The organism is Bacillus sp. D386, assembly GCF_006346415.1.
This window is the reverse complement of the sequence record NZ_VEMV01000001.1, coordinates 738,776-763,468: the sequence shown is the minus strand read 5'-3', so window position 1 is coordinate 763,468 and position 24,693 is coordinate 738,776. Positions and strand designations below refer to the sequence as shown.

Genomic DNA, 24,693 nt, shown 5'->3' with positions numbered 1-24,693 from the left:
CTAAAAGTAAGTGCAGGCCAATCAAGAGAACTCGCCAATTTTCTGCGAGCTCTCACGTTTAATTTATAATGCAACTATAACCAGTAGTTTTAGGCCAACTTAAGGCTTTTAGAATCCCTTGAATTTTTTTTGATAACCAAGACTATAGATAAAGATGAAAAAAGAGAGAAACAAAATAGGTGACGATACATAGAGAGGAATGATCCGCATAATCCCAAACAGCTGCAGGGGAATAGAAAATAAAACTAATAGGATTAAACTGCAAATATAAATTTTTTTCATAGAAATCATCCTTTATTACATAAGATAATTTGTACTGATTTCTAAAGAATATGGCAGAGGATAACCAAGTATGCAGTAAAAATGTCAGAAATGTGAATTAATGAACAAAGTGCTTGCATATGTGAAGAGAATTTGTTATATTACTATTGTGAAGTTGATCACTAGCAAACATTTACCCCTTTGTTTGACCGTGAAAAATTTCTCCCATCCCCTTTGTTCGTATGAAGAATAAGACTCTGTCCGATTACAGAGTCTTATTCTTATTTATACGGAAAAATATTCTAGGATAATAATTATAATGACGGTTTTTAATCGTTTTCTGCATATCTCCAATACGTTATGTTGGATGATGGTATCCTCTCAACCGTACGCTTCAAGAGTAATTTTTTCATTTCCCTTTCAACTTCTTGCTTATCCATTCGGTAAATAAATGTAATCTCATGAGTATTAATAATTTGAAAATCCTTAATACAGTCCTCTAAAGAGGGGAGTGATTGTGCTTTAGGCGGAAATCCTAACATCTCCTCAAGTATTTGAACATAAACTTCATAAGGGTAAGCCCCTGATACCTTTATACCTTCATCTTCCATCTTTTGATTAAAGAAGACCAGGCTAGGCAGGTCAGTGACATCCATTTCTGATGAGATTTTTAAATCACATTGAAAAGCTTTTATGGCACTTTCTGAATTGATATCACGTGAAAACTCATCACAATCTATCTTGGCTTTATGAGCGCAGGCTAACAATGTATGCCAATTTGATACACTTTTTTGATCAAGAAATAAAGCCTCCTGAATTTTCTTAAAAAAACGATATCCAGCCTTCTTTCCTTGCATTTCTGCAGCTTTAATCGCGATAGGGGTGATATATAACGAGCTTTCAGGATTGTTGATCCAGATATTATCATCACAGGAAATACCCGACCTGTTTGCAGCTGAAAGGAATGATGGAAATGGGTGCTTAGCATTTGTATGCTTTCTTTCCACTTTTTTGCTAAACACATACTTTAAAGCAAAGTAATGTCCATATTCTAATTTCAGTCGTTTTATAATTCGTTCCAGCTCAAAGCAAATTGAACAAGTAGGATCTATAAATAAATAGATTTCTAATGGTTTTTCCAACGGTTTAAAATATTGATGGACAGACAGCCAATCCTGCCATTTTGGAATTGAAGAGTCATGCTTATTCATAACTATCACCTTTTTGCTGGATATCGTTTGTATTTATCATATGCTCAGCTGTTAAGGTAAGTCTGCCCAGCAGATACTCTCTTAAAGGAGAATCTAACTGAATACTATCCATAGCCTTCTCCATACAGCTCAGCCAGGCTTTTGCACGCATAGGTGTAATTTCAAAAGCAAGATGTCTTGCTCTCAGCATGGGATGACCATGTTCCTTAGTATACAAAGAAGGTCCACCAAGAAACTGAGTAAGAAATTGTTTCTGTTTACGAGCTGTCTCTGTAAGATCATCTGGAAAAATAGGAGCTAGCAGCGGATGCGAACCCACATGATCATAAAATGCATCTATTAATTCAGATAACCGCTCTTTCCCTAATGCATCATATGGAGTTGGATTTTCTGCCATACATTATTCTCCCTCCATGAGTTGATAAGAATAATTTTAACAAGCAAGACTTGAATTATCCAATATACTGCTTTTTTTCCTGATTTTATAAGATTTTGAAGGGTAGATGCTAGCAGAGAAGCTTAGTAGAAGGTTATTGATAGTTCTTCAATTTGCATATATAAGGGGAAATAAAAAACTGTTCATTTTATGAACAGTTTTGCAGGTTTGGTTATTTTATGCGTAATAGGAAGTCATGACTTTATTTACATAGTTTTGCGTTTCTTTAAAAGGCGGTACACCACCGTATTTATCAACATTTCCTGGACCTGCATTATAAGAAGCTAAGGTCAATTCGATATTTCCATTATATTTAGTCATCATGGATTTAAGATACTTGGTTCCACCCATAATATTATCATAGGGGTCCATGATATTGTTTACGCCAAGAGATGAAGCCGTTTTGGGCATTAGCTGCATTAAGCCTGATGCCCCGGCTGAGCTAATGGCATTTGAATTATAGCCGCTTTCCTGCTGTATGACGGATCTGATTAATTTTTCAGGGACGTGATATTTATTGGAAGCTTCTTTTATAATGTCATCGTATTCTGTATTCTGATTCATAATTGCTGTACCAGTAGTTGATTGATTAGTAATTGGGACTGGATTGTACGCAATGGACGGAGAAGACGGAATGCTGCTGTTGATTATAGTAGCCAATGTACCTAATCCCGGATTGGCAGCAAGTGCATTATTCGTAGGATGGCTGACGGATGAAAGAACTTCATTCAGCAGAGCCTGAAATAAATTGGCAGAAGAAGGTGCCTGAGTTACAGAATTACTATCTGTTGGCCTCAGGGATCCGAGAGCTTGAAGCTGAATAATCGTATTGATGTCTCCTACGTTCATTATGTTCACTCCTTAGTAAGGTATAGTATCATTTGATTATAAAAACGTTGAACTTTATTTTCAGTTGGACGAACCGGAATGCCAGATTCTGATAAAAGCAGGTCAAATTCTTTCTTTCCTTGATCAAAGTTGTCCACTTCAAATTCTACCTCATAATCCTCTATTTGGAAATAGGAGCTATTATCTAAAACGAGCAGGCCGCTCTTATAAGGAAGCTCAACCCGTTTCGTTGTCAAGGTACCAAAATAACGAATTTCTTGTGGGTTGATTTTTAGATTTTTAATTCTTTCAGAGATTTTGCTATCAGGGATACCACCATCTTTTATGATTTTATTAGCTGTATCAGGGTCTATATCCCAGTTGGTTTCCAATAAGCCTTTTTGATTTTCAAGAGGCTGTTTAAGGGTCATCTCATAGGATGAATTTTTTTCACGTATACGTAAAGCTGAGGTATATTTTTTTAAGTCAAATGTAACTGTGTCAAAGTAATGATTTTTTTGTACTGTAAAATGTTCTGGCTTTATTTTAAAACGTTGCATGAGGTGGTTAAATTCCTCAAATGTCAGCAAATTTTTGAATTCAATTTCGATTTGTTCGCTCATATGTACATTCCTCCATGATAAACTTATGTATAACTATTATGACTTTTTGAATAGATAACATCAATCTTAGATATCCGTATAATCTTTGTGTTAAAATGGGTTTGAGCAATTTAGGGTAATAATTAGTACTAAATGTATTCATTAGCATGGTTGAATAAAGACGATTAATTCATAAAATACATACTAATACATGATAATGTCTTCGATTCTGAGTTTTCCCTTGCTCTCAATAACAAGAATATTGAAAAGTATTTCAGGTGGTGGAATCCATGAGTAGAAAATGGGATGAATTTTTAGCCCCCTATAAACAGGCGGTTGATGAGTTAAAGATCAAATTAAGGGGTATAAGAACCCAATGTGACTTAGAAAAAGAACATTCACCAATAGAGTTTGTTACAGGTCGCGTTAAACCGATCGCGAGTATCCTGGATAAGGCTTACCAAAAGCAAATTCCTGAGGAAAGACTTGAAATGGAATTACAGGATATAGCCGGTCTTCGAATTATGTGCCAATTTGTGGATGATATAAAACAGGTAGTTATGCTGTTACGACAAAGAACTGACTTTGTAATTATTGAAGAAAGAGACTATATTACAAATAAAAAAGCAAGTGGATACCGTTCGTATCATGTAGTTATTGAATATCCGGTTCAAACGATTCACGGAGAGAAAAAAATATTAGCGGAAATACAAATTCGTACCCTTGCCATGAATTTCTGGGCTACGATAGAGCATTCACTTAATTATAAGTATAACGGACAGTTCCCGGAAACATTACGCAATCGCTTAGAGAGATTAGCTGAAGCAGCTTTCCATATGGATGAAGAAATGACACAGATCAAAATGGAAATCCAGGAAGCGCAGCAATATGTCTTTAAGAAGAGGGGGAAATAACACTTTACAGGTGGGGATTATGATGAAATATGCAGTTACGTCTAAAGGAGATACCAAATCCAATCATTTTATGGAGCAAGTGAAGGATCAATTGGATAGTCTGGGTGTTATTTATGATGAGGATCAACCTGATGTTGTTATATCTGTCGGCGGTGATGGAACATTGTTATATGCCTTTCATCGTTATAGCTCACGTCTTGATAAAACAGCATTTATAGGTGTACATACGGGTCATTTAGGTTTTTACGCTGACTGGAGACCTGAAGAGATTACAAAGCTAGCTAATGCTATAGCTAAGACGCCTTACCAAACTGTTGAGTACCCACTGCTGGAGGTTACTGTTCGATACAGTCACGGTGGCAGAGAGTCAAAATATTTAGCCTTGAATGAATCAACTGTTAAAAGTGTGGGGAGCACATTGGTGATGGACGTAGAAATTAGAGGGCAATCCTTTGAGAGGTTTAGAGGAGATGGTTTGTGCGTATCTACTCCTTCAGGCAGTACTGCTTATAATAAAGCCCTTGGTGGTGCTATTATTCATCCTTCCATCCCTGCTGTGCAATTGACGGAAATGGCTTCAATCAATAATAGAGTGTTCCGTACAATTGGATCTCCTCTAATACTGCCAGGTCATCATACCTGTATGATGAAACCAGTAACAAATGATGATTTTCAAATTACAATTGACCATTTAAGTCTTTTGCATAAAGAGGTAAAATCGATTCAATTCAGAGTGGCAGATGAACGAATTCGTTTTGCTCGTTTTAGACCTTTCCCATTTTGGAAAAGAGTTCGTGATTCTTTTGTTACAGAATAAAAAGAAAGTTATAGTAGGTGACCTAAAAGAATGCAATTGTCTTTTGGTCACCTTTTTTACTGAATAAATAATCCTTTAGCTTAAAAAGCTATAAATATGAATAATGAAAAGGAAGGTCTCCATGGTGAAGCCATTTACATTAGAGTGGACAGTAGAAAATCAGGAAAGCAATAAAGTTTTGAGAGAATATTTGGCGGATAAAAAAATATCAAAATCAGCGTTGGCAGATATTAAATTTAAGGGTGGTTATATTTTTGTTAATCAGCAAGAAGTGACGGTGCGATACATATTAAAAACTGGTGATCAGGTTACCGTAATCTTCCCGAAAGAGGTGGGAAGTGAGCAGCTGATAGGTGAGAAGATACCTCTTTCTATTATCTATGAGGATAACTATGTAATGGTCGTCGAAAAACCGGCCGGCATGTCTACAATTCCATCTAGAGAGCATCCAGCCGGTAGCTTAGCCAATGCAATCATTGGCCATTATGAACAAATTGGCCATTCAGCGACCGTTCATATTGTCACAAGATTGGACCGGGATACGTCTGGCTTGGTCTTAATAGCCAAGCATCGCCATATACACCATTTATTAAGTTTGTCTAAATCTATAAAAACGGTGGAGAGAAAATATAAAGCAATCGTCACCGGTGTGATTACACCCTTGGCTGGAACAGTGGAAGAACCTATTGGCCGTATGGATACCAGCATTATTAAACGTGAGGTACGGGAAGATGGCCAATATGCATGCACGGAATATAAAACGCTGCAATTATTTGAACGGTATTCACTTGTGGAATTAAAGCTGCAAACCGGAAGAACGCATCAAATACGAGTACATATGGCACATTTGGGGCATCCGCTAATAGGTGATGATTTATATGGGGAAAGCAGACAACTGATTAAGCGGCAGGCATTACATTGTTATTCGTTGAAATTTCTTCATCCAATAACGGGGAAAGAACTTTCGTTTGAGAGTGAATTACCAGAAGATATGATGCAATTAATATAGGGCTTATGAGTATTTGAGCAGATATATCTATTTTTAAAATAAATAAACTGAGGATAAATAAAGTTTTGCAAATAAGTATTTTAAAAGGAGTGAAAATAATGGTAAATAACATCAAAACAATAGATGAATGGATTGCTGATAATCATTTGAATCCAACCGAAGTTGGTTTTATTGAAACAATTCTTACCTTTGCTTCTACAGTAAGGCATCTCCAACATAAAAAGACAGCTATGAATGAGGCGATCAGGACCATGTTTCCTGATAAAAGAGCTGAAATAACTCCAAAAATAACATACCAAAAACTTGAGAAAATCCTGATAGACAATGACATATCAATTGATTTGGAGACCATGCTCAATCAATACCTTTCACAAGGAGTATGTGTTGACCTATGTAATGAGTTACTTCTGGATCGAGGATAATTCGATTTTTTTAACCAAAAGTTTTCTTGGAAAATAAAAAGGTGCTGAATGTCGCATAATAGGACAATCAGACACCTTTAATTACTAGAATTAATTGTCATAAGTATGAAATTTTTCTGGAACAAGCTGTTGAGAGGAGGTTACTGAGAAAAGGGCCATATCTGGGTAACGCAAAGCAGTTAATTTTCCTCCAAATACAGCTCCTGTATCGATATTGTACGTATTATTTTTAATTCTTGGTTCGCGGACAGGCGTATGCCCATAGACAATAATCGGATCACCTGGATGTCGAAGTGCCCAGTCCCTTCGTTCTGGTCTTCCATCCGGCAGTGTTTTTCCGGTTATATCCCCATATAAAACAAATGTTTTAACACCCTTATGTGTTGCTCCTATAAATTCTTTTTTGATACCGGCATGTGCAAGGACAAGCTTACCTTGATCTAAGACAAGATAAAGAGGAGCTGACTCGTATAATTGCATAAAATGGTCGCGCACCTTCTTTCTTACTGGTTTAGATAAAGCCTCAAGTTCAGCAATCGTTGTCTCTAAGCCATGTACAGCCTTTACTTTATTGCCTAGGAAATAACGATATAGTTTATTGCAATGATTACCAGGTATATATAAGGCAGTTTTCCGTTGTATGGTTAATGACCATACAAGGTTAATCATCTCTATAGAATTAGGTCCTCGATCAGTAATATCGCCTATAAAGACAGGGGTATTTCCGTTTGGATGGACAGGAATATTATCCTCATTAAATTGATAACCCAGTTTGTGGAATAATTCGATACATTCCCCATAACAACCATGTACATCGCCTATACAATCATAGATCATTTGCATCACTTCCTTCTATTACCTCTATATTACCCTTTTTTAAAGGGTTTCAATTATATCTATTTAGGAAATTGTAAAGGGTATGATAGATACGCCTTAAACGACATAAAAAAAGGTATGGTGACCTCTAAAATGGAAATTCAGGAAAGCAAGCAAAGAGATTTACTGCGTTTATTAAAAGAAGAGAACCTCCAACAGTTTCGGATTATATTTTTAGATATTCACCCCTATGATCAGGCAAAGTTTTATGCGAATTTAGAAGAAAAAGAACGGGCAACTGTTCATCACTTTCTCTCACCGGATGAAATGGCAGAGCTAATAGGGAATCTTGCTTATGAATATGAAGAAGAGATTGTAGAGAGAATTTTAGCAGAAATGGATCCTCGATATGCCGCCTCTATTTTAGCTGAAATGCATCCGGATGATGCTGTTGATTTGCTCAGTAATTTGGATAAGGAACAAATAATCAGTTATTTGTCTTTAATGGATGAAGAACAATCGCAAAATATCATGCATTTGCTTCACTATGAGGAATCAACTGCAGGAAGTATCATGACGACTGAATTTATAAGCATTGCAGAGAATCAAACAGTAGGATCTGCCATGAAACTAGTGAGGAAGGAAGCACAGGATGCTGAATTAATTTATTATATTTATGTTATGGATGAAAAGCAAAAATTAACAGGGGTACTATCCCTGCGTGATTTGATTGTGGCAGATGATGATACAATGGTCTTTGAATTAATGAACAAACAGGTCTATTCGGTGAAAGTAAGCGATGATCAGGAAGAAATAGCTCGAAAAATGAGAGACTATGATTTCGTTGCGATGCCGGTTGTTGATTTTCAGCATCATCTGGTCGGCATTATAACATTTGACGATATGATTGATGTTATGTATGAAATAGCTTCCGATGATTATTCCAAATTAGCAGGGGTATCCGATATGGAATACATAGATAAAAGTCCTTTTTCATCTGCCCGTAAAAGACTCCCGTGGTTGATTATATTATTATTTCTAGGCATGATTACCGCTAATTTAATCGGTCAATTTGAAGAAACTTTATCGAAAAAGGCAATTCTGGCGGTGTTCATCCCCTTAATTGCAGGGATGGCTGGGAATACAGGTACACAAAGCTTGGCTGTTATAGTGAGAGGAATTGCTACAGGGCAAATTGAGGATGAAAACAAGCTAAAGCTCCTTTGGCGTGAAGCGGGAACAGGACTTATAACCGGAATATCATGTGGAATCGTGGTTACCATTATCGTTTATGTTTGGAAAGGTGAACTAATTCTTGCTGCCCTCGTTGGTATTTCCATACTGGTAACATTAATTGTCGCCACATTAGCGGGTAGCCTTGTGCCTTTATTGATGCATAAGATGAATATTGATCCTGCTGTAGCCTCAGGACCATTTATTACGACCATTAATGACTTAATAAGTATTCTTATTTACTTTGGAATGGCTACTCTCTTTATGGGTTATCTCACATGATATATTTAGCTGAAAAAACAGAAAATGGTTGCGATTCTTCTTTACTTAGTTTAAATTAGTAGTAGGTACTAATAACTTGTGTTAATTATTTAAGGAGGAATCCTTCCTATGAACTTAAGTATGGATGGGAAAACCATTGTTGTAATGGGTGTGGCAAATAAAAGAAGTATAGCTTGGGGTATAGCTAATTCACTTTACCAGGCTGGTGCTAGATTAATTTTTACATATGCAGGGGAACGAATGGAAAAGAGTGTTTATGACCTTGTAAACAGCTTAGAGGGTGGAGAAGAGACCTTCGTCCTGCCATGTGATGTTACAAAAGATGATGAAATCGAAGGATGTTTTGCTACGATTAGAGAAAAATATGGAAAGATAGACGGGATTGCGCACTGTATTGCTTTTGCCAATAAGGAAGAGCTTAAAGGTGAGTATATGAACACGACGAGGGACGGGTTCCTATTGGCCCAAAATATTAGCTCTTATTCATTAACAGCTGTTGCAAAAGCAGCAAAAGAAATCCTGAATGAAGGGGCTAGTATCGTTACTCTTACTTATCTTGGCGGTGAACGAGTAGTCCAAAACTATAATGTCATGGGTGTGGCCAAGGCCTCACTTGAAGCAAGTGTGAAATATTTGGCTAATGATCTTGGGCCTAACGGCGTAAGAGTAAATTCTATTTCAGCAGGAGCAATCAGAACCTTGTCGGCCAAAGGAGTCGGCGATTTTAATGAAATTCGAAAAGTATTTGAAGAGCGTGCACCTTTGCGCAGACAAGTAACCCAGGAGGAAGTGGGAGACACAGCCCTATTCCTGTTCAGTCCATTGTCCCGGGGAATTACGGGGGAAAATATCCATGTGGATTCAGGGTATCACATCTTAAGCTTATAAATAAAATGACTCTCTATTGCAAGGTGGCTTTGATAACCGCTTTTGAAATAGAGAGTTTTTTTTATGAAAAGTGTTACTGTGTAAATCAGTCAATCAATCACATAAATAAAGTGGAACTGTTCCCCCTTCATTATTGTGTTAAGATCCAATATTATTCTCCTATACAATAAAAATGTTATAAATTTCTAATAAAATGATAGTCAATTGGGAAAAGCTGTGACATAATAAATCATAATATTTTAAATATTTTAATAAATTACATAATAATATTACGCAGGAGGGAATGGCTTGGATGACACTGTGGTTTTAGATGTAAACCATTTAACCGTTTCTTTTATGGATGATGGAAAATTGGTTCCTGCAGTTGAGAATATCGATTTCCAACTTCATAAAGGAGAAATTCTTGGTATTGTTGGTGAATCAGGAAGTGGGAAGAGTTTGACCTCTTTATCCATTATGGGACTGCTTCCACAACCGCCGGCTATTGTTGATCCCCAGGCAGTCATTAATTTTGAGGGAGACAATTTATTAAAAAAATCCGAATCAAAAATGAGGAAAATTCGCGGGGATCGGATATCTATGATCTTTCAGGAACCGATGACTTCTCTTAATCCTTTGTTTACAATCGGCCAACAAATGATTGAAGCATACAGGCTGCATAGAAACAGTAATAAAGTTAAGGCGCGTACTGAATGTATGGAAATGTTAAAGCAGGTAGGGCTGCCTCGGGCTGCTGATTTAATGAAAAATTATCCACATGAGTTATCAGGCGGTATGAGACAGAGGGTTATGATTGCGATGGCCATGGTTTGCAAACCAAACATATTGATTGCAGATGAACCGACTACGGCACTTGATGTTACCATTCAAGCCCAAATTCTTAAGCTGATGAAAGATTTAAATAATCAAACTGAAACATCAATCATTCTCATTACTCATGATCTTGGAGTGGTGGCTGAAATATGCGATCGCGTTCTTGTTATGTACGCAGGAAAAATTGTTGAGAAAGGAACGGTCAGGGATATATTTAAAAATCCTAAACATCCATACACAAAAGGATTACTGAAATCTGTACCCGACATCCGGCAGAAAGATAGTAAATTATATTCCATTCCAGGTAATGTTCCGAAACCAGGAATGATTCAAAATGGCTGTGTATTTGCTCCGCGTTGTGAATATGCCATGCCTGCCTGTGCCACAATGACTCCGGAATTACAAAAGGTGTCTCCCCAATATCAATGGGTAAGGTGCCTATTATATCAGGGACAGGAAGGAGGCATCCATCATGACGGAGCTATTAAAAGTTGAAGGCCTGAAGAAATTTTTCCCTATTAATGGAGGAGTTTTGAGCAGGAAGATTGGTGAAGTAAAAGCCGTCAATGATATATCCTTTCATGTGAAAAAAGGGGAAACTCTTGGGATTGTTGGGGAAAGTGGCTGTGGAAAGTCAACAACCGGCAGATTATTAATGAGATTGATTGACCCAACAGAAGGAAGTATTGTCTTCGAAGATAAGGAAATCATGTCTATGTCAAAAAAGCAGCTTAGACAAGTGCGACGTGATATTCAAATGGTTTTTCAGGATCCTTATGCGTCATTAAATCCGAGGCATTCCGTCCAGCAAATATTAGAAGAACCTTTAATTGTTCATGGCATTGGCAATAAGAAGGAGCGGGCAAATAGGGTAGCAGAAATGATAGATGTTGTGGGACTCAGTTCCTATCATTTAAAACGTTATCCCCATCAATTCAGTGGCGGTCAGCGTCAGCGGATCGGTATTGCCCGAGCCCTAATGACAAAACCTAAATTAATTATTGCAGATGAGCCTGTTTCTGCGCTTGATGTATCCATACAGGCCCAGGTACTAAACCTGTTAAAGGATATCCAAAAAGAATTTGGACTTACTTATATTTTTATAGCACATGATCTGGGGGTTGTCAGGCATATTAGTGATCGCGTTGGAGTCATGTATTTGGGGAGAATGGTAGAATTGTCGGGCAGCGAAGAGTTATACGAACACCCTCTTCACCCGTACACACAAGCTTTATTATCTTCAGTACCAATACCAGACCCTGATATTAAACGTGAATCCATCATCTTAACTGGAGACATCCCAAGCGCATCCAATCCACCGAGTGGTTGTGCATTCCATACTAGATGTCAGCATGCAATGGAAGTTTGTAAGACTATTAATCCAGTATACCAAGAAATAAAAGGGGATCATTATGCTGCATGTCATCTCCATGGTGAACATGACAGCAATGATAATAAACAAATATAAGAGGGGGTTTCATATGAAAAAGCTTTTATTGGCTATGGTCAGTATTCTAATGCTAAGCGTTGTACTGGCAGCATGTAATTCTGGCGACAAGGAGACTGAAGGTGGAGGCAGTGAAGAGAAAGGAAATACAAAGGATACACTTGTTTTTGGGCGTGGCGGTGATTCCACTTCGTTAGATCCAATCACGACAACCGAAGGAGAGTCATTTAAAGTCACGATTAATATTTTTGATACACTGCTAACTTACGGTAAACAGGATACGACGCTGCAACCTGGATTGGCTGAAAAATGGGAGGCTTCTGATGATGGTCTTTCATATACATTTACATTGAAAAAAGGCGTTAAGTTTCATGATGGTACTGATTTTAACGCAGAAGCAGTAGTATTCAACTTTAACAGATGGATGAATGGCGATGCTGATCAGTTTCCATATTACAGCATGTTTGGCGGCTATAAAAAAGATGAAGGGCATGTCATTAAGGAAGTAAAAGCGGTTGATGAATCGACTGTTCAATTTACCTTGAAAAGACCTCAGGCGACCTTCCTTAAAAATATTGCAATGAGCTGTTTTGGAATAGCCAGCCCTACTGCAGTTGAAAAAGATGGTGATAAGTTCCGGGAAAATCCAGTTGGTACCGGTCCGTATAAATTTAAAGAAAAAGCAAATGACAAAATCGTTATTGAAAAGAATGAAGATTATTATGTAGACGGAGAGCCAAAATTAAAAACAATTATTTTCCGTACGATTCCTGATAACTCGGCACGTTTGAATTCATTAAAGATCGGTGAGATTGATGTGATGGACGGTGTAAACCCATCAGACCTTGAAACAATTAAAGGAGATGCAAATTTACAGGCTATTGAACGTCCTTCCATGAACGTTGGGTATCTTGGCTTTAATGTAACGAAAAAACCATTTGATAATCCAAAAGTCCGTCAGGCTTTAAGCCATGCCGTTGATAAGCAAGCTATCATTGATGCTTTCTATTTAGGAATGGCAAAACCAGCGAAAAATCCTCTGCCGGATTCAGTGGAAGGCTATAACGATGAAATTCAGGATTATGAATTTGATTTAGATAAAGCAAAAGAATTATTAAAAGAAGCTGGTTATCCGGATGGATTTAAAATGGATCTTTGGGCTATGCCAGTTCCGCGTCCATATATACCAGAAGGAAAGAAAATTGCAGAAGCGATTCAGGCAAATTTTGAAAAAATTGGAGTTAAGGCAGAAATTCAAACTGTAGAATGGGCTACATACCTTGAAAAGGCAGCAGCTGGCGAGTTCCCGGCCTATATGCTGGGCTGGACAGGTGATAATGGAGACCCTGATAACTTTATCTATACATTGCTTGATAAAGATTCAATCGGATCTAACAACTATTCCTATTACGCGAATGATAAGCTCCACGACATTTTAATTGAAGCGCAAACAATTGTTGATCAAGACAAACGGAATGAGCTATATAAACAGGCTCAAGAAATTATCCATGAAGATGCACCGTGGATTCCGCTCGTTCACTCAACGCCTTTGTTGGCAGCATCAGCTGATTTAACAGGACTTGTACCGCATCCGACCGGATCAGATATTTTAAAGAATGTAGAATTCAAGTAAAACTGTGTTAAGTAAGGGCGCCTTTACATGGATGATTCATATAGGGGCGCCTGTTTATTATGGAGGTGCATACAGATGTTTTCTTATACAATGAAAAGGATTCTGTCTGTTATACCGGTTCTGTTTGGAATGACGCTGATTGTATTTGCCATTGTCAGAGCCATTCCTGGAGATCCGGCACAGGTTATTTTAGGGCAAAGGGCAACAAAAGAGTCCATTGCAGTTTTAACTCAAGAGCTTGGATTGGACAAAGCCTGGTATGTTCAATACATAGATTATATTAAGAATTTGTTTACCGGTGATTTGGGTACATCCATTAGAACGAATGCAGAGATTACTAGTGAGATATGGCCATATATTGCTGCTACGCTAGAATTAACGCTAGTTGCGATGATTATTGCCATCGTTATTGGTGTAAATGCCGGCATCATCAGTGCGTGGTTTTCAAATTCCTGGTTTGATTATTTAGCTATGATCTTAGCCTTAATTGGAGTATCCATGCCTATTTTTTGGCTGGGGTTAATGGAGCAATGGGCTTTTTCCCTTCAGCTGGGTTGGTTACCGACAACGGGACGTGAAGATATCAGAGATCCAATCAATGCGATAACTAATTTGTATTTGGTGGATACGTTGCTGCAAGGTGATTTCGATCAATTTTTTGTGGCGGTTAAGCATTTGATTATGCCAAGTATCGCTTTAGCAACTATTCCAATGGCCATTATTGCTAGGATGACAAGATCGACTATGCTTGAAGTTATGAAATCAGATTTTATTCGTACAGCACGTGCAAAAGGTGTCAGTATGTTTTGGGTGGTGTACAAGCACTCTTTGAAAAATGCATTTATTCCGGTTTTAACTGTCATAGGGCTGCAAACAGGATTACTTCTTGGAGGGGCTATTCTGACAGAAACTATTTTTGCTTGGCCGGGCATAGGGCGTTATTTATATGAAGCAATCGGCTATCGTGACTATCCGGTTATTCAATCTGGTATTTTACTGATTGCGGCTGCTTTTGTATTCATTAACTTAGTTGTCGACCTCCTTTATGCATTGGTCGATCCACGAATTAAATACTCCAAATAAAGGGTGGTGTAGACATTGGGGGAATTAGTACGAAATACAGAAGAGACACCATTGGTAATGGATGAAAAAGTGGTTTCTCCATGGGGGGAATCATGGGCTGCCTTTAAACGTAATCGTTTGGCAATGGTGGGCCTTGGTATCGTCTTATTCTTTATATTATTGGCATTATTAGCTCCGATTATTGCTCCTTATGGATATAAGGAGGTTAGTTTGACAGACCGTTTAAAACCGCCATCTGCTGAACATTGGTTTGGAACAGATGACTTTGGGAGGGATATTCTTTCACGAATATTATATGGTGCGCGTATATCCTTATCCGTTGGATTTTTCTCTGTACTGGGTTCTGTTATAGTAGGTTCAATAATGGGGCTTGTAGCTGGATATTATGGCGGATGGATTGATACAATTATTTCACGTTTTTTTGACATCCTTCTTGCCTTTCCAAGTATCTTATTGGCAATCGCGATTATTTCTATTTTAGGGCCATCTCTGCAAAATGCCCTGATTGCAATCGCCATTATAAATATTCCGAATTTTGGCCGCCTCATAAGGTCTAGAGTACTGAGTGTTAAACAAGAGGAATATATTATGGCAGCCAACGCAATTGGTATGAAGGATTCAAGAATTCTCTTTCGTCATATCCTTCCAAACAGTATGACACCAATTATTGTTCAGGCAACATTGGCAATTGCAACAGCAATTATAGAAGCAGCGGCGCTTGGATTCCTCGGTTTGGGAGCACAGGCACCGACACCTGAATGGGGAAAAATGCTGGCGGATTCGAAGGGTTTTTTAGTACAGGCTCCCGGAACGCTCTTTTTCCCAGGATTGGCTATCATGTTAACTGTCCTAGGATTTAATTTATTGGGTGATGGACTGAGAGATGCCCTTGATCCAAAAATGAAACAGCGTTAAATAAGAAAATAAAAATAGTATGAACCGCTCCTCTGCAATTGTTAGAGAGCGGTTTTTTTTTTGTGAAAAATTGGCTATGGGCAGGCAATGTCATGATAAACCATAATTAACGCTTTCAGCAAAGAGGGGAGCTCAGATATATCTACAGTCTTTTGCACATATATATAGCAGATAGAAGCTAAGGAGGTAACTATATGAGCCATAATGAGATTAATAGTGCACTGCCAGCAAATGCTTGGCTTGATAAGGAGCAAATAATGAGACGATTGCGTGAAGAAGAAATAGTGGAAATAGATGACTTTTTTACAAATGCTGCGACTAAAGAATTGATGCATAAAATTAATCAGCAACAGGAATGGGAACAACATATTGCTGATAAAGATAATTCGCGTGAAGGACTTGAAGAGGGAAATAGTGATGATAGTTTGCAGCAGCAGCCCCCATTATTAAGCTTTGAGATAGAAAAGAAACAATATACTGATTTGCTGAAAGAACGGGAGCCTGATTTATTGGATGTAAGTGAAGCGAATGGAAAAACAAAGCGTAAACGTATAGAGGATATGACGAAGGAGGAATTAGTCACCTATCTCTCCAAAATGCCGTCGCTCATGTCGAGCCCGGTCTGCGATTTTATAGTGGAAGATGGGAAGCGGCTGAGGGGAACGATTGAAAAAGTAAAGGGGGATTATGTCTATATTAAAGTTGCGTTTGGGAAGAAATGGATTAAATATACATTGCAGCAAATAAAAGAAATAAAAATAGTTCGTTTTTAAAATACTTCTGTATCGGATCTGGTTATCTGTATTAGACAAACCAAACCTTCCTACATACTTATACTGTATGAGTCCTAATCAGGGAAGGAGGATCCCTTTTATGAAGATACCAAAACAAAAAGCAAGCCAAATCAAGAGAACGCCTTCCAAGCAAAAGAAAAAAAACTGTGGATGTACAAAAAATAATAAAAAAGGTCGTTTACAACCATAACCTGCTGTTTAGTCAGCAGTTTTTTTTATTTTAGGTTGTTATGCAGCAATTAAGCTACATCTAATGTTATTCCAAATAAATTGGATAAAATGCCGTGTTTAACAAACAATACAGGATAATAATTTCAATTTGTAATGAGGGGGTGATGGTGCTATGAATAAAAGGATTTCTGTATTTTTAATTATAGCTATGTTTTTCACAATAGTAAGCGGATGTTCCGGTGACTCAAGCAGTAAAGAAGCCAAGATGTCACTTATTCAATCCGTGGATCAAGATCCCGTTTATCTTGGTGATCATTCAAAGGCACCATTAGAGAAAATAAAAGAGAAAGTAGCTTCCCATAAAGAAATCTACGATGTGGCTGTTGTCCAAAAGGATAAAGATATTTTGGTTGCGTACAAGGTTAAGCATATGCAACGCTTTCGAATGAAAAGTATCGAAAGTAAATTAGATAAGGAGTTAAAGAAAAACTTTAAATCCTTTGATTTTACTGTATCAAGTGATATGAAAATATTTCTTGAAACAGTCGAGTTAATCGTGAATGTGAAGGATAAAGGTTACTCCAAGAAAAAAGCTGGAAAATGGTTTGATAAAATAATGAAACTACAGAAGGATATGGCATAGGCAGGTGTACATATGGCAAATAAAAAGAATGAAAAACTAACCCCTGAACAACAAAAATATAAAGAGCTGGAACAAAAATATGAAGCAAAACGACCTGTTGTAAAGAATTGTATTAAGGCATTTTTTGTAGGTGGGCTATTTTGTCTACTAGGACAAGTTATTACGTATATGTATATATTTTATTTTAATTTTACTGAGCAAACAGCCAGTAACCCAACTGTAGCAACGATGATATTTTTAGCTATGTTATTAACAGGCTTTGGGGTTTACGATCGAATTGGCCAATTTGCTGGAGCGGGAAGTGCTGTTCCAGTTACGGGATTTGGTAATTCCGTCATTTCAGCAGCGATTGAGCATAGAACAGAAGGATTTGTGCTTGGGGTAGGAGGAAATATATTTAAATTGGCTGGAACTGTAATCCTATATGGTGTTTTTTCAGCATTTGTCGTTGCATTAGTAAAGCAAATCTATCTAATGGTTATAGGAGGTTAATATGCTAACTGGTAAACAAACCTGGGTGCTGCATAATCATCCTGTCATTTCCTCTACAGGCGTAGCTGTCGGTCCTTTTGAAGGCAATGGCCGTTTGGCTGATGATTTTGATATTATTCATGATGATCTTTGGCTAAATCAGAAAACATATGAGAAAGCGAACCGTGTATTAATTGAGGAAGCGGTTCAAAAAGCTTTGGATAAAAAGAAATTGCAAACTCGTGATATTCAATTTTTCTTTGCGGGAGATTTAATTAACCAAATCACACCTACTAGCTTTGCAGCCCGGACATTGGCCATCCCATATTTTGGGCTGTTTGGTGCATGCTCAACATCTATGGAAGGCCTTGCACTGGCATCCTTTATTATTAATTATGACGGTGCCAACAAGATATTGACTGGTGCCTCAAGCCATAATACAACCGTAGAAAAGCAATTCAGGTATCCAACAGAATATGGCGGTCAAAAACCGCCAACTGCCCAATGGACCGTAACGGGGGCGGGAGTTGCCTTGGTGGAGAAGAATGATAACTCATCTGAAAGTAAGCTCGTTGTAACCAGTGCAACCATCGGTAAAGTTGTTGATATGGGATTGAAGGATCCATTTAATATGGGAGGCGCGATGGCACCTGCTGCAGCAGATACGATTTATCATCACTTCAGGGATTTAAACCTTGACGAGGACTATTATGACCTTGTTGTTACAGGTGACCTTGGGAAAATTGGTCATGACACTGCGATTGACTTACTGGAGCAGAAGGGCTTAAAGCTAAATAAAGAAAAATTTAGGGATTGCGGTTTAATGATTTATAAAGACGATCAACCAGTAAGATCAGGTGGAAGCGGTGCAGGATGCTCCGCGACTGTTCTATATGGCCATTTACTTAATGAAATGAGAAAGGGTACATATAAACGCATCTTACTGGCAGCAACCGGAGCGCTTCTTTCTCCGCTGACCTTCCAGCAAGGGGAGTCCATTCCATGTATAGCACACGCAGTTGCTATTGAAAGACTATAGCGTTGAAAGGTGAGGAGCATATATGCTGGCAATGTTTTTTTGGGCCTTTGTTGTAGGAGGCATTATTTGTGTGATTGGACAGCTTCTATTTGATGTAGCAAAATTAACGCCTGCCCATACTCTTTCGACATTTGTTGTCATTGGCGCTATATTGGGTGGTTTTGGATGGTATGAACCATTATTGGATTTTGCAGGTGCTGGGGCATCTATTCCGATAGTAAGCTTTGGGAATTCGCTTGTAAACGGTGCTTTAGAGGAAGCAGAGAAGCATGGCATCGTTGGCGTGTTAACCGGAATGTTTAAAATTACATCATCAGGCATAACGGCAGCGATAGTCTTTGGATTTATCGCAGCCTTGATTTTTAAACCAAAAGGTTAATGAAAGAGAACCCATTAATTGTATTCTAAAATTTAAATGGATGGATGCAAAAGCGGTTGTAAGAGGGCTGGAGAGGGCTAGTAACAGCATGTGGAATGTATGATTGGTAATTTGTGTAACTTGGAAGAAAAATTCCATTTTCATGGTATTATAAAATTGAAAAAGCCGATAATTGATACCTGTTTAGAAGATCTAACACTCCAATTCCGTTGAATATATTCTGTATTAAAACAATAAGTTATGGGGAGGGCGCATGCTCTTCCTTTTTGAGGTGTAGAATTTTTTATCTGGAAAGAAGGTAAAACGGTGAAAGAAAAACTAATTCATATGAGAGATAAATTGAATGATATTAGTCGTCGTAATCGCTCTATTCGATTATTGAAAATCTACAATAAATGGAGTTTTGATTTAACTGAACTAGATAAGTTATCAAACAGTAATGAAAAAATCAGTGAAGCTATTGTAAAGAAAATCGTCATGCAGTCTAAAGGTGAAATTACGTTACTTAAGCCGACAATAGAGAATGAAGATTCGATGGTCATTTCGAAAAAACTCACAGATTTATTGCGAAATATAAAAGGAATTGAAGAAGAAACAGGTATTCACGACTTTTATTTAGGCTACCCCTTTATATCAGGAAGCCTCTCTGATGGGACTTTTTTTCAGGCTCCCCTATTCTTATATCCAATCCGTTTAGAAAAAAGTAAGGTAAATACACAGAGATGGATCATTCGTGTGGAAGAAGGTGGTCCGCAAATCAATCGCACTTTATTTTTGGCGTTTAAGAAATTAAATAGTGTCCAGTTTACCGAAGAATTTTTCGAAGAGGCTGCAGAAATCGCTAAGTCTTATGAGAGGGAAAAATGGGATACTTTCTTCCAAGCACATGATATTAATCTTTCATTTTCTAATGAAGGACTCACAAAGTTAAAAGAATATAAAAGGGATGAAATTCCTGAATCCACTGGAATCGTACTATTGGAAAATGCGATTATCGGAAACTTTCCACAAGGCGGTTCTTCACTAGTTAAAGACTTTGATGCCTTGATAGACCTTTCAGAGGACGCTAATCTATCATCGTTAGTCAGTGAATTGATAGAACCACAAGAGTTTGAGTCAGCAGTAGATTTAAACAATGACAATGAAGATAATCAGACTAAAGAACCGGATATAATGAATTTGCTTGTTACGGATGGGTCACAGGAGGAAATATTAAAAGAAGCGAGATATAAGAAAGGGATTGTTGTTCACGGACCGCCTGGAACAGGGAAATCTCAGGTTATAGTTAATTTAATTACAGACGCACTTAGTCAGGGAAAGAAAATATTAGTAGTTTGTCAGAAAAGGGCTGCTCTAGATGTAGTATACCAACGCTTAGACGGGCTGAGATTATCCAATCATATAGCTTTGGTGCATGATGAAAAAACAGATCGAAAGCCGCTTTATAATAAAATTAGTGCGGTTCTTGAGACTAATAAAGTATTATTTGATCGGTCACTTGAAGATTTGAAATCCACATCAAATAGCTTGTTTACTCATGAAAAGCTGTTAAATGATATTGCTAAAGGGCTTTATGAGTACCAGGATTTTGGGTATCGTTTATATGATTTATACGGAAAAGCAACACCATTAGATCATATGGACAAAATGCTAAATTTAAAACCTGTGTTAAGTGAGTTAAATAAAGATGTACTAGATGAGATTGGCGGAAAAATCTACAGTTATGCTGAATGGTACGAGCGATTCGGCAGCGAGTCTTACGAATTGAAAAAGCGTAAATCATTCGCTCAATTTTCCATTAAAGATAAGCTTAACCTAGTAGAACTTCTAAATGATTTAATTGTGAAAGCGAAGAACGCCTCTGATTATTTGGATTCCTTGGATTACAAAAAAATTACACCTGCGTATACATGGCTAGTAGGTGGCAAGTTAGATAGTATCTATCCTGATTTAGAGGGTACTGGTAAAAAGACACTACAAGGCTTGAGAATATGGTGGTGGACCTCTTTTTCAGGTAAAGCAATTATCGAGGAGTTATTAGAGGGCGGAAAATTTAAAGGAACAAGTTCTGCGGACTGGGTCAAAATTAAGCAAGCCCTTATAATCATGAATCAATTAGGTAAAGAAACAAAGAAAATGTCTAATGAAATCAACCAGCTAAAAAAATATTTCGATGAGAAAATGATCGAAAATTATCAAAGCAGAATTGCGGATGGAGATATTCCATTACAGGGATTAGATCAATTATTAGAGTATATTCATCAAGATTTTGAGGACTTACAGCAAATGGATTCATATTGGGAAGAGTGTTCAGAGGTCACGAAGAAAATCATTCAAGAACTCAGCGTGAAAAGTCCTGCTTCTGAACAAGCTCTACCGGAGTACTGGGTCCATTTATTTAAAAACTCGGCATATATTCATTGGATTGATGAAACGGAAAATAAATATCCCGAGGTTAAGAAGATTTCAACAAACGAATTTTCAAGGATACGGGAAAAGTTTAGTCAACTGGTTGACCGAAAAAGAGAGGTTGCTAACCAATATTTAATTCATCAATTGACACAATCAGTCGAGGAGCTTAAGAAAGCTTACCCGAGGGAAATAAGAGATCTTAAACACCAGGCAGGGAAAAAGAGAATGATTTGGCCACTGCGCAAATTGGTGAATGAATTTGCTGAGAAGGGTCTTGTGGATTTAATGCCGGTTTGGTTGGCATCACCCGAAATAGTTTCTTCGATTTTCCCGTTAAATGATGATTTATTTGATTTGGTGATTTTCGATGAAGCTTCTCAATGTACAGTGGAGAGCGGTCTACCAGCAGTTTTTAGAGCAAAACAATTAATTGTCGCTGGAGACGAAAAGCAATTGCCGCCATTTAATATGTTCCAGTCATCTTTTGTAAATGAAGATGATGAAGAAGAATATGATGTTGATGAATCGCAAAGTTTATTAAATCTAGCGAAAAGAAGGTTCCCAGAAAAAATTCTTCAGTGGCACTATCGTTCGAAATTTGAGGAACTCATTAACTTTTCTAATCATGCTTTTTATAATGGACATGTTCAGATTGCTCCCAATGTCGAGCCTTTAAAAGATCCTCCAGCTATCCAATGGAAAAAAGTGAATGGCAGATGGATCAATCAATCAAACGAAGTAGAAGCACTTGAGGTCTATAGACTATTAAAAGAAACATTGATTAAGCAGCCCGATAAAACTGTTGGTATTATAACTTTTAATGCCAAACAGCAAACAAAAATACTGGATATCATTGAAAAATCAGCTGCAAGCGATCAAGAATTCAATGTTGCTTATAATCAAGTGATGGCAAAAGAACTGGATGAAAGAGTATTTGTAAAAAATATTGAAAATGTTCAGGGTGATGAACGAGATATCATTATTTTCTCCATAGGATATGCTAAAAATGAAGAAGGAAAGGTCTATAATCGCTTCGGAATGCTTAACCAATATGGTGGAGAAAATAGATTGAATGTAGCCGTATCAAGAGCCAAGGAACGTATTATTGTAGTATCTAGTATCGAGCCGGAAGAACTGAATGTTGCGGGCACAGCACAAATTGGACCAAAGCTTCTTAAATCATATTTAAAATATGTAAGAGCTGTTTCACGTACTAACAGGGAGGAAATACAGTCGGTTGTCCAGGAAATTAATGATAATGTAAATACACATGTACAAGAACTGGCACTGCATTTTGATTCCCCCTTTGAAGAACAGGTCTATACTCAATTAAGAAATTTAGGGTATGAAGTCCACACACAAGTAGGAATGTCCGGGTACAGAATCGATATGGCCATCGTCCATCCTAATGATTCTTCCAAATATATTTTAGGGATTGAATGTGATGGAGCGATGTACCATAGCTCGGCCAATGCAAAAGAACGGGATATCTATCGTCAAAGATTCCTTGAAAGCCGAGGATGGACAATCGAAAGAATCTGGAGTAGAAACTGGTGGAAAACCCCTGCTCAAGAAATCGAAAGAATGGATCAAAAGGTGAAAGAACTATTAAGAAACGAAGAATTAAAAAAGAAAGTTAATGCAATCTGATTAATCCAGGTTGCTTATTTTGCTGCGAATCATTGATAACAGATGAAAAGGCTGGCATTAATGAGTTAAATATTGAATAGCAATACCCCGGCGATAGCCGGGGTATTTGTGTATGCGCCAAAGGTGCTCCAAAGGTGTGTGAAGTCCAGGAGAAAGCAGCTATGCCCCACCTATGAGGCACCTATGCCCGGGCTATACCGGGGTATAGGTGGGTGAAAGGTAGGTGAAGTCCTGGGAAAAGCAGCTATACCCCACCTATGAGGCACCTATGCCCGGGCTATACCGGGGGATAGGCGGGTGAAAGGTAGGAGAAGTCCTGGGAAAAGCAGCTATACCCCACCTATGAGGCACCTATGCCCGGGACATACCGGGGTAAAGGTGGGTGAAGTCCAGTGGAAAGTTCTACTATCAAACACCTACCGACCACCTTTCAGGGACCTGTGCCCCCAAAGAAACTTTTTTTTGGTTTCCACTATTGGATGGTTTCCGAAATATTCCCCTGAGACGTTATACATTCATCAAGTACAGTTGAGGAAATTTTATTCATTTTATGATATTTTTCATGATAGATTGCTTTAACAACTTGATCATAATTAATATCTTCTCCGCGAGTGAACTTTTTAAATGCGAGATATAAAGGCACTGGAGTTTGTCCAGTATATAATGGTGGCTGGACATACTGATATCCTTTTATAGGTGAAAAGCCAAGATGATTGAAGAATTGAAGGCGATTTATGGTTTCTTTGTATTCTTCTTCGTTTTGCGCATCAATTTCTCTTTCAGTTTCGAGGAAGATTCCCTTTAAGGATGGGTACCCAGCATGTACGGCATCTTCTTTAAGTAGTTTCTCCATTTTTAAAAGTGTTTGTTTCCCTAAGCCTTTCCCGCGTTCTTTCGGATCGGCTGCTATATAAACAATATAACCGCTATTTACTTGAGCTAAATAATGGGCAGTTGAGAAACAGATTACTTTATCGTCTACGATTCCAACTAAAAAATGGAAATTATTTGGTGTGTTTTTCTCACGTTGTCTGATGGACTCGTAAAATACGCATTCATCTTCACGCACGTATTCAGGAAAACAATCATGATATAAAGATAATGCTTTCCTTAATAGTTCATCCTCTAATTCTGTTACTTCTTTCCACTCTATAGCCATGTGTATGACTCCTTACTGTTTTCTTTTAGTGTAAAAGATATATTTACAGTAATTCAAGGTATTATTGCCGATTTTAATATTTGGGTATTCTTATATGGAGATTAGCCCAAACCGAGGAAACACTTTTAACATATGTTATGAGTGTACTAAGCGAAAGCGAGGTGACTTACATGTTTGGTTGTTATGGATACGGCGGCGGCGGAAGCAGCTGCGGTGGCGGCTATGGATACGGCGGTGGTGGTAGCTACGGCGGTGGCTACGGTTCTACTTTCGTACTAATCGTTGTACTATTTATCTTGTTAATTATTGTTGGCGCTAGCTTCTGCTAATAATAATTGAAATGCATAGAAGAGACCTAAAACCTC

The 24,693-nt window shown here is 37.8% G+C and carries 24 protein-coding genes; 18 read left to right on the top strand and 6 right to left on the bottom strand.

Translation table 11 applies throughout. The features are described from left to right. Nucleotides 1-590: 590 nt before the first annotated feature. From FHY45_RS03655 to FHY45_RS03640, 4 genes are all read right to left on the bottom strand, one after another. Nucleotides 591-1,472 (bottom strand): ClpXP adapter SpxH family protein, encoded by an 882-nt coding sequence (locus FHY45_RS03655; protein WP_139891426.1) that lies wholly within the window; start codon nt 1,470-1,472, stop codon nt 591-593. Then, nucleotides 1,465-1,869, bottom strand: coding sequence for a globin domain-containing protein (locus tag FHY45_RS03650; RefSeq protein WP_139891425.1), 405 nt, complete (start codon nt 1,867-1,869; stop codon nt 1,465-1,467). Before FHY45_RS03650 ends, FHY45_RS03655 begins: the two co-directional genes overlap by 8 nt. A gap of 216 nt (nt 1,870-2,085) precedes the next feature. After that, nucleotides 2,086-2,757 (bottom strand): lytic transglycosylase domain-containing protein, encoded by a 672-nt coding sequence (locus FHY45_RS03645; RefSeq protein WP_066101424.1) that lies wholly within the window; start codon nt 2,755-2,757, stop codon nt 2,086-2,088. Between the two features lie 5 nt (nt 2,758-2,762). Beyond that, entirely contained in the window at nt 2,763-3,359 is a 597-nt protein-coding gene (locus FHY45_RS03640) for a CYTH domain-containing protein (RefSeq protein WP_066101421.1), read from the bottom strand. Between the two features lie 269 nt (nt 3,360-3,628). Here FHY45_RS03640 and yjbM point away from each other — a divergent pair, with 269 nt between their 5' ends. From yjbM to FHY45_RS03620, 4 genes are all read left to right on the top strand, one after another. Continuing rightward, nucleotides 3,629-4,252, top strand: a complete 624-nt coding sequence (yjbM, locus tag FHY45_RS03635) for a GTP diphosphokinase (protein ID WP_139891424.1) — start codon at nt 3,629-3,631, stop codon at nt 4,250-4,252. A gap of 22 nt (nt 4,253-4,274) precedes the next feature. After that, the gene (locus FHY45_RS03630) at nt 4,275-5,069 is read left to right on the top strand and encodes an NAD kinase (protein ID WP_066102367.1); all 795 of its coding nucleotides are present in this window, start codon (nt 4,275-4,277) and stop codon (nt 5,067-5,069) included. Between the two features lie 121 nt (nt 5,070-5,190). Next, entirely contained in the window at nt 5,191-6,078 is an 888-nt protein-coding gene (locus tag FHY45_RS03625; RefSeq protein WP_066101416.1) for an RluA family pseudouridine synthase, read from the top strand. Nucleotides 6,079-6,176: 98 nt separating this feature from the next. After that, nucleotides 6,177-6,500, top strand: a complete 324-nt coding sequence (locus FHY45_RS03620; protein WP_139891423.1) for a hypothetical protein — start codon at nt 6,177-6,179, stop codon at nt 6,498-6,500. Nucleotides 6,501-6,590: 90 nt separating this feature from the next. On the opposite strand, the gene prpE is transcribed toward FHY45_RS03620, so the two are convergent. Then, nucleotides 6,591-7,337: a bis(5'-nucleosyl)-tetraphosphatase PrpE gene (gene prpE, locus FHY45_RS03615; protein ID WP_139891574.1), complete on the bottom strand. Its 747-nt coding sequence runs from the start codon at nt 7,335-7,337 to the stop codon at nt 6,591-6,593. A 132-nt stretch (nt 7,338-7,469) separates the two neighbouring features. Here prpE and mgtE point away from each other — a divergent pair, with 132 nt between their 5' ends. From mgtE to FHY45_RS03550, 13 genes are all read left to right on the top strand, one after another. Then, nucleotides 7,470-8,831 (top strand): magnesium transporter, encoded by a 1,362-nt coding sequence (gene mgtE / locus FHY45_RS03610; RefSeq protein WP_066101407.1) that lies wholly within the window; start codon nt 7,470-7,472, stop codon nt 8,829-8,831. 108 nt (nt 8,832-8,939) lie between these two features. Continuing rightward, nucleotides 8,940-9,719 carry an enoyl-ACP reductase FabI gene (gene fabI / locus FHY45_RS03605; RefSeq protein WP_066101403.1) on the top strand — a complete coding sequence of 260 codons (780 nt, stop codon included), beginning with the start codon at nt 8,940-8,942 and terminating at the stop codon, nt 9,717-9,719. A 288-nt stretch (nt 9,720-10,007) separates the two neighbouring features. Beyond that, nucleotides 10,008-11,027: an ABC transporter ATP-binding protein gene (locus tag FHY45_RS03600; protein ID WP_373925457.1), complete on the top strand. Its 1,020-nt coding sequence runs from the start codon at nt 10,008-10,010 to the stop codon at nt 11,025-11,027. Next, nucleotides 11,005-12,000 carry an ABC transporter ATP-binding protein gene (locus tag FHY45_RS03595; RefSeq protein WP_139891422.1) on the top strand — a complete coding sequence of 332 codons (996 nt, stop codon included), beginning with the start codon at nt 11,005-11,007 and terminating at the stop codon, nt 11,998-12,000. The genes FHY45_RS03600 and FHY45_RS03595 overlap by 23 nt, the downstream gene beginning before the upstream one ends. A gap of 13 nt (nt 12,001-12,013) precedes the next feature. Next, nucleotides 12,014-13,612 (top strand): ABC transporter substrate-binding protein, encoded by a 1,599-nt coding sequence (locus FHY45_RS03590; RefSeq protein ID WP_139891421.1) that lies wholly within the window; start codon nt 12,014-12,016, stop codon nt 13,610-13,612. A gap of 75 nt (nt 13,613-13,687) precedes the next feature. Continuing rightward, complete coding sequence (locus FHY45_RS03585; protein ID WP_066101395.1) at nt 13,688-14,695, top strand: ABC transporter permease; 1,008 nt, start codon at nt 13,688-13,690, stop codon at nt 14,693-14,695. 57 nt (nt 14,696-14,752) lie between these two features. Further along, nucleotides 14,753-15,610: a nickel transporter permease gene (nikC, locus tag FHY45_RS03580; RefSeq protein WP_066102359.1), complete on the top strand. Its 858-nt coding sequence runs from the start codon at nt 14,753-14,755 to the stop codon at nt 15,608-15,610. 194 nt (nt 15,611-15,804) lie between these two features. Then, nucleotides 15,805-16,383 carry a hypothetical protein gene (locus FHY45_RS03575; protein WP_139891420.1) on the top strand — a complete coding sequence of 193 codons (579 nt, stop codon included), beginning with the start codon at nt 15,805-15,807 and terminating at the stop codon, nt 16,381-16,383. 364 nt (nt 16,384-16,747) lie between these two features. After that, nucleotides 16,748-17,218 carry a sporulation protein gene (locus tag FHY45_RS03570; RefSeq protein WP_139891419.1) on the top strand — a complete coding sequence of 157 codons (471 nt, stop codon included), beginning with the start codon at nt 16,748-16,750 and terminating at the stop codon, nt 17,216-17,218. Nucleotides 17,219-17,230: 12 nt separating this feature from the next. Continuing rightward, nucleotides 17,231-17,710: a stage V sporulation protein AC gene (gene spoVAC, locus FHY45_RS03565; protein WP_066101382.1), complete on the top strand. Its 480-nt coding sequence runs from the start codon at nt 17,231-17,233 to the stop codon at nt 17,708-17,710. A gap of 1 nt (nt 17,711) precedes the next feature. Beyond that, entirely contained in the window at nt 17,712-18,728 is a 1,017-nt protein-coding gene (spoVAD, locus tag FHY45_RS03560) for a stage V sporulation protein AD (RefSeq protein WP_066101379.1), read from the top strand. A 22-nt stretch (nt 18,729-18,750) separates the two neighbouring features. Further along, the gene (gene spoVAE, locus FHY45_RS03555) at nt 18,751-19,107 is read left to right on the top strand and encodes a stage V sporulation protein AE (RefSeq protein WP_066101378.1); all 357 of its coding nucleotides are present in this window, start codon (nt 18,751-18,753) and stop codon (nt 19,105-19,107) included. A 306-nt stretch (nt 19,108-19,413) separates the two neighbouring features. Then, nucleotides 19,414-23,169: an AAA domain-containing protein gene (locus FHY45_RS03550; protein ID WP_139891418.1), complete on the top strand. Its 3,756-nt coding sequence runs from the start codon at nt 19,414-19,416 to the stop codon at nt 23,167-23,169. A gap of 472 nt (nt 23,170-23,641) precedes the next feature. Here the strand turns inward: FHY45_RS03550 and FHY45_RS03545 are convergent, their stop codons facing one another. Then, a complete protein-coding gene (locus FHY45_RS03545; RefSeq protein ID WP_139891417.1) occupies nt 23,642-24,328 on the bottom strand; it encodes a GNAT family N-acetyltransferase in 687 nt (228 codons plus the stop codon). Between the two features lie 170 nt (nt 24,329-24,498). Here FHY45_RS03545 and FHY45_RS03540 point away from each other — a divergent pair, with 170 nt between their 5' ends. Beyond that, nucleotides 24,499-24,657, top strand: a complete 159-nt coding sequence (locus tag FHY45_RS03540; RefSeq protein ID WP_066101369.1) for a YjcZ family sporulation protein — start codon at nt 24,499-24,501, stop codon at nt 24,655-24,657. The last annotated feature ends 36 nt before the right edge of the window (nt 24,658-24,693 follow it).

What these genes read in the sequence shown, in the direction of transcription:
- fabI (WP_066101403.1), top strand. Translation starts at nt 8,940, where the DNA reads ATGAACTTAAGTATGGATGGGAAAACCATTGTTGTAATGGGTGTGGCA.
- yjbM (WP_139891424.1), top strand. Translation starts at nt 3,629, where the DNA reads ATGAGTAGAAAATGGGATGAATTTTTAGCCCCCTATAAACAGGCGGTT.
- FHY45_RS03540 (WP_066101369.1), top strand. Translation starts at nt 24,499, where the DNA reads ATGTTTGGTTGTTATGGATACGGCGGCGGCGGAAGCAGCTGCGGTGGC.
- FHY45_RS03640 (WP_066101421.1), bottom strand. Translation starts at nt 3,359, where the DNA reads ATGAGCGAACAAATCGAAATTGAATTCAAAAATTTGCTGACATTTGAG.
- FHY45_RS03630 (WP_066102367.1), top strand. Translation starts at nt 4,275, where the DNA reads ATGAAATATGCAGTTACGTCTAAAGGAGATACCAAATCCAATCATTTT.
- FHY45_RS03545 (WP_139891417.1), bottom strand. Translation starts at nt 24,328, where the DNA reads ATGGCTATAGAGTGGAAAGAAGTAACAGAATTAGAGGATGAACTATTA.
- nikC (WP_066102359.1), top strand. Translation starts at nt 14,753, where the DNA reads ATGGATGAAAAAGTGGTTTCTCCATGGGGGGAATCATGGGCTGCCTTT.
- FHY45_RS03650 (WP_139891425.1), bottom strand. Translation starts at nt 1,869, where the DNA reads ATGGCAGAAAATCCAACTCCATATGATGCATTAGGGAAAGAGCGGTTA.
- FHY45_RS03625 (WP_066101416.1), top strand. Translation starts at nt 5,191, where the DNA reads ATGGTGAAGCCATTTACATTAGAGTGGACAGTAGAAAATCAGGAAAGC.
- FHY45_RS03645 (WP_066101424.1), bottom strand. Translation starts at nt 2,757, where the DNA reads ATGAACGTAGGAGACATCAATACGATTATTCAGCTTCAAGCTCTCGGA.
- mgtE (WP_066101407.1), top strand. Translation starts at nt 7,470, where the DNA reads ATGGAAATTCAGGAAAGCAAGCAAAGAGATTTACTGCGTTTATTAAAA.
- FHY45_RS03590 (WP_139891421.1), top strand. Translation starts at nt 12,014, where the DNA reads ATGAAAAAGCTTTTATTGGCTATGGTCAGTATTCTAATGCTAAGCGTT.
- FHY45_RS03620 (WP_139891423.1), top strand. Translation starts at nt 6,177, where the DNA reads ATGGTAAATAACATCAAAACAATAGATGAATGGATTGCTGATAATCAT.
- spoVAD (WP_066101379.1), top strand. Translation starts at nt 17,712, where the DNA reads ATGCTAACTGGTAAACAAACCTGGGTGCTGCATAATCATCCTGTCATT.
- FHY45_RS03585 (WP_066101395.1), top strand. Translation starts at nt 13,688, where the DNA reads ATGTTTTCTTATACAATGAAAAGGATTCTGTCTGTTATACCGGTTCTG.
- FHY45_RS03575 (WP_139891420.1), top strand. Translation starts at nt 15,805, where the DNA reads ATGAGCCATAATGAGATTAATAGTGCACTGCCAGCAAATGCTTGGCTT.
- FHY45_RS03570 (WP_139891419.1), top strand. Translation starts at nt 16,748, where the DNA reads ATGAATAAAAGGATTTCTGTATTTTTAATTATAGCTATGTTTTTCACA.
- spoVAC (WP_066101382.1), top strand. Translation starts at nt 17,231, where the DNA reads ATGGCAAATAAAAAGAATGAAAAACTAACCCCTGAACAACAAAAATAT.
- FHY45_RS03595 (WP_139891422.1), top strand. Translation starts at nt 11,005, where the DNA reads ATGACGGAGCTATTAAAAGTTGAAGGCCTGAAGAAATTTTTCCCTATT.
- FHY45_RS03655 (WP_139891426.1), bottom strand. Translation starts at nt 1,472, where the DNA reads ATGAATAAGCATGACTCTTCAATTCCAAAATGGCAGGATTGGCTGTCT.
- spoVAE (WP_066101378.1), top strand. Translation starts at nt 18,751, where the DNA reads ATGCTGGCAATGTTTTTTTGGGCCTTTGTTGTAGGAGGCATTATTTGT.
- prpE (WP_139891574.1), bottom strand. Translation starts at nt 7,337, where the DNA reads ATGATCTATGATTGTATAGGCGATGTACATGGTTGTTATGGGGAATGT.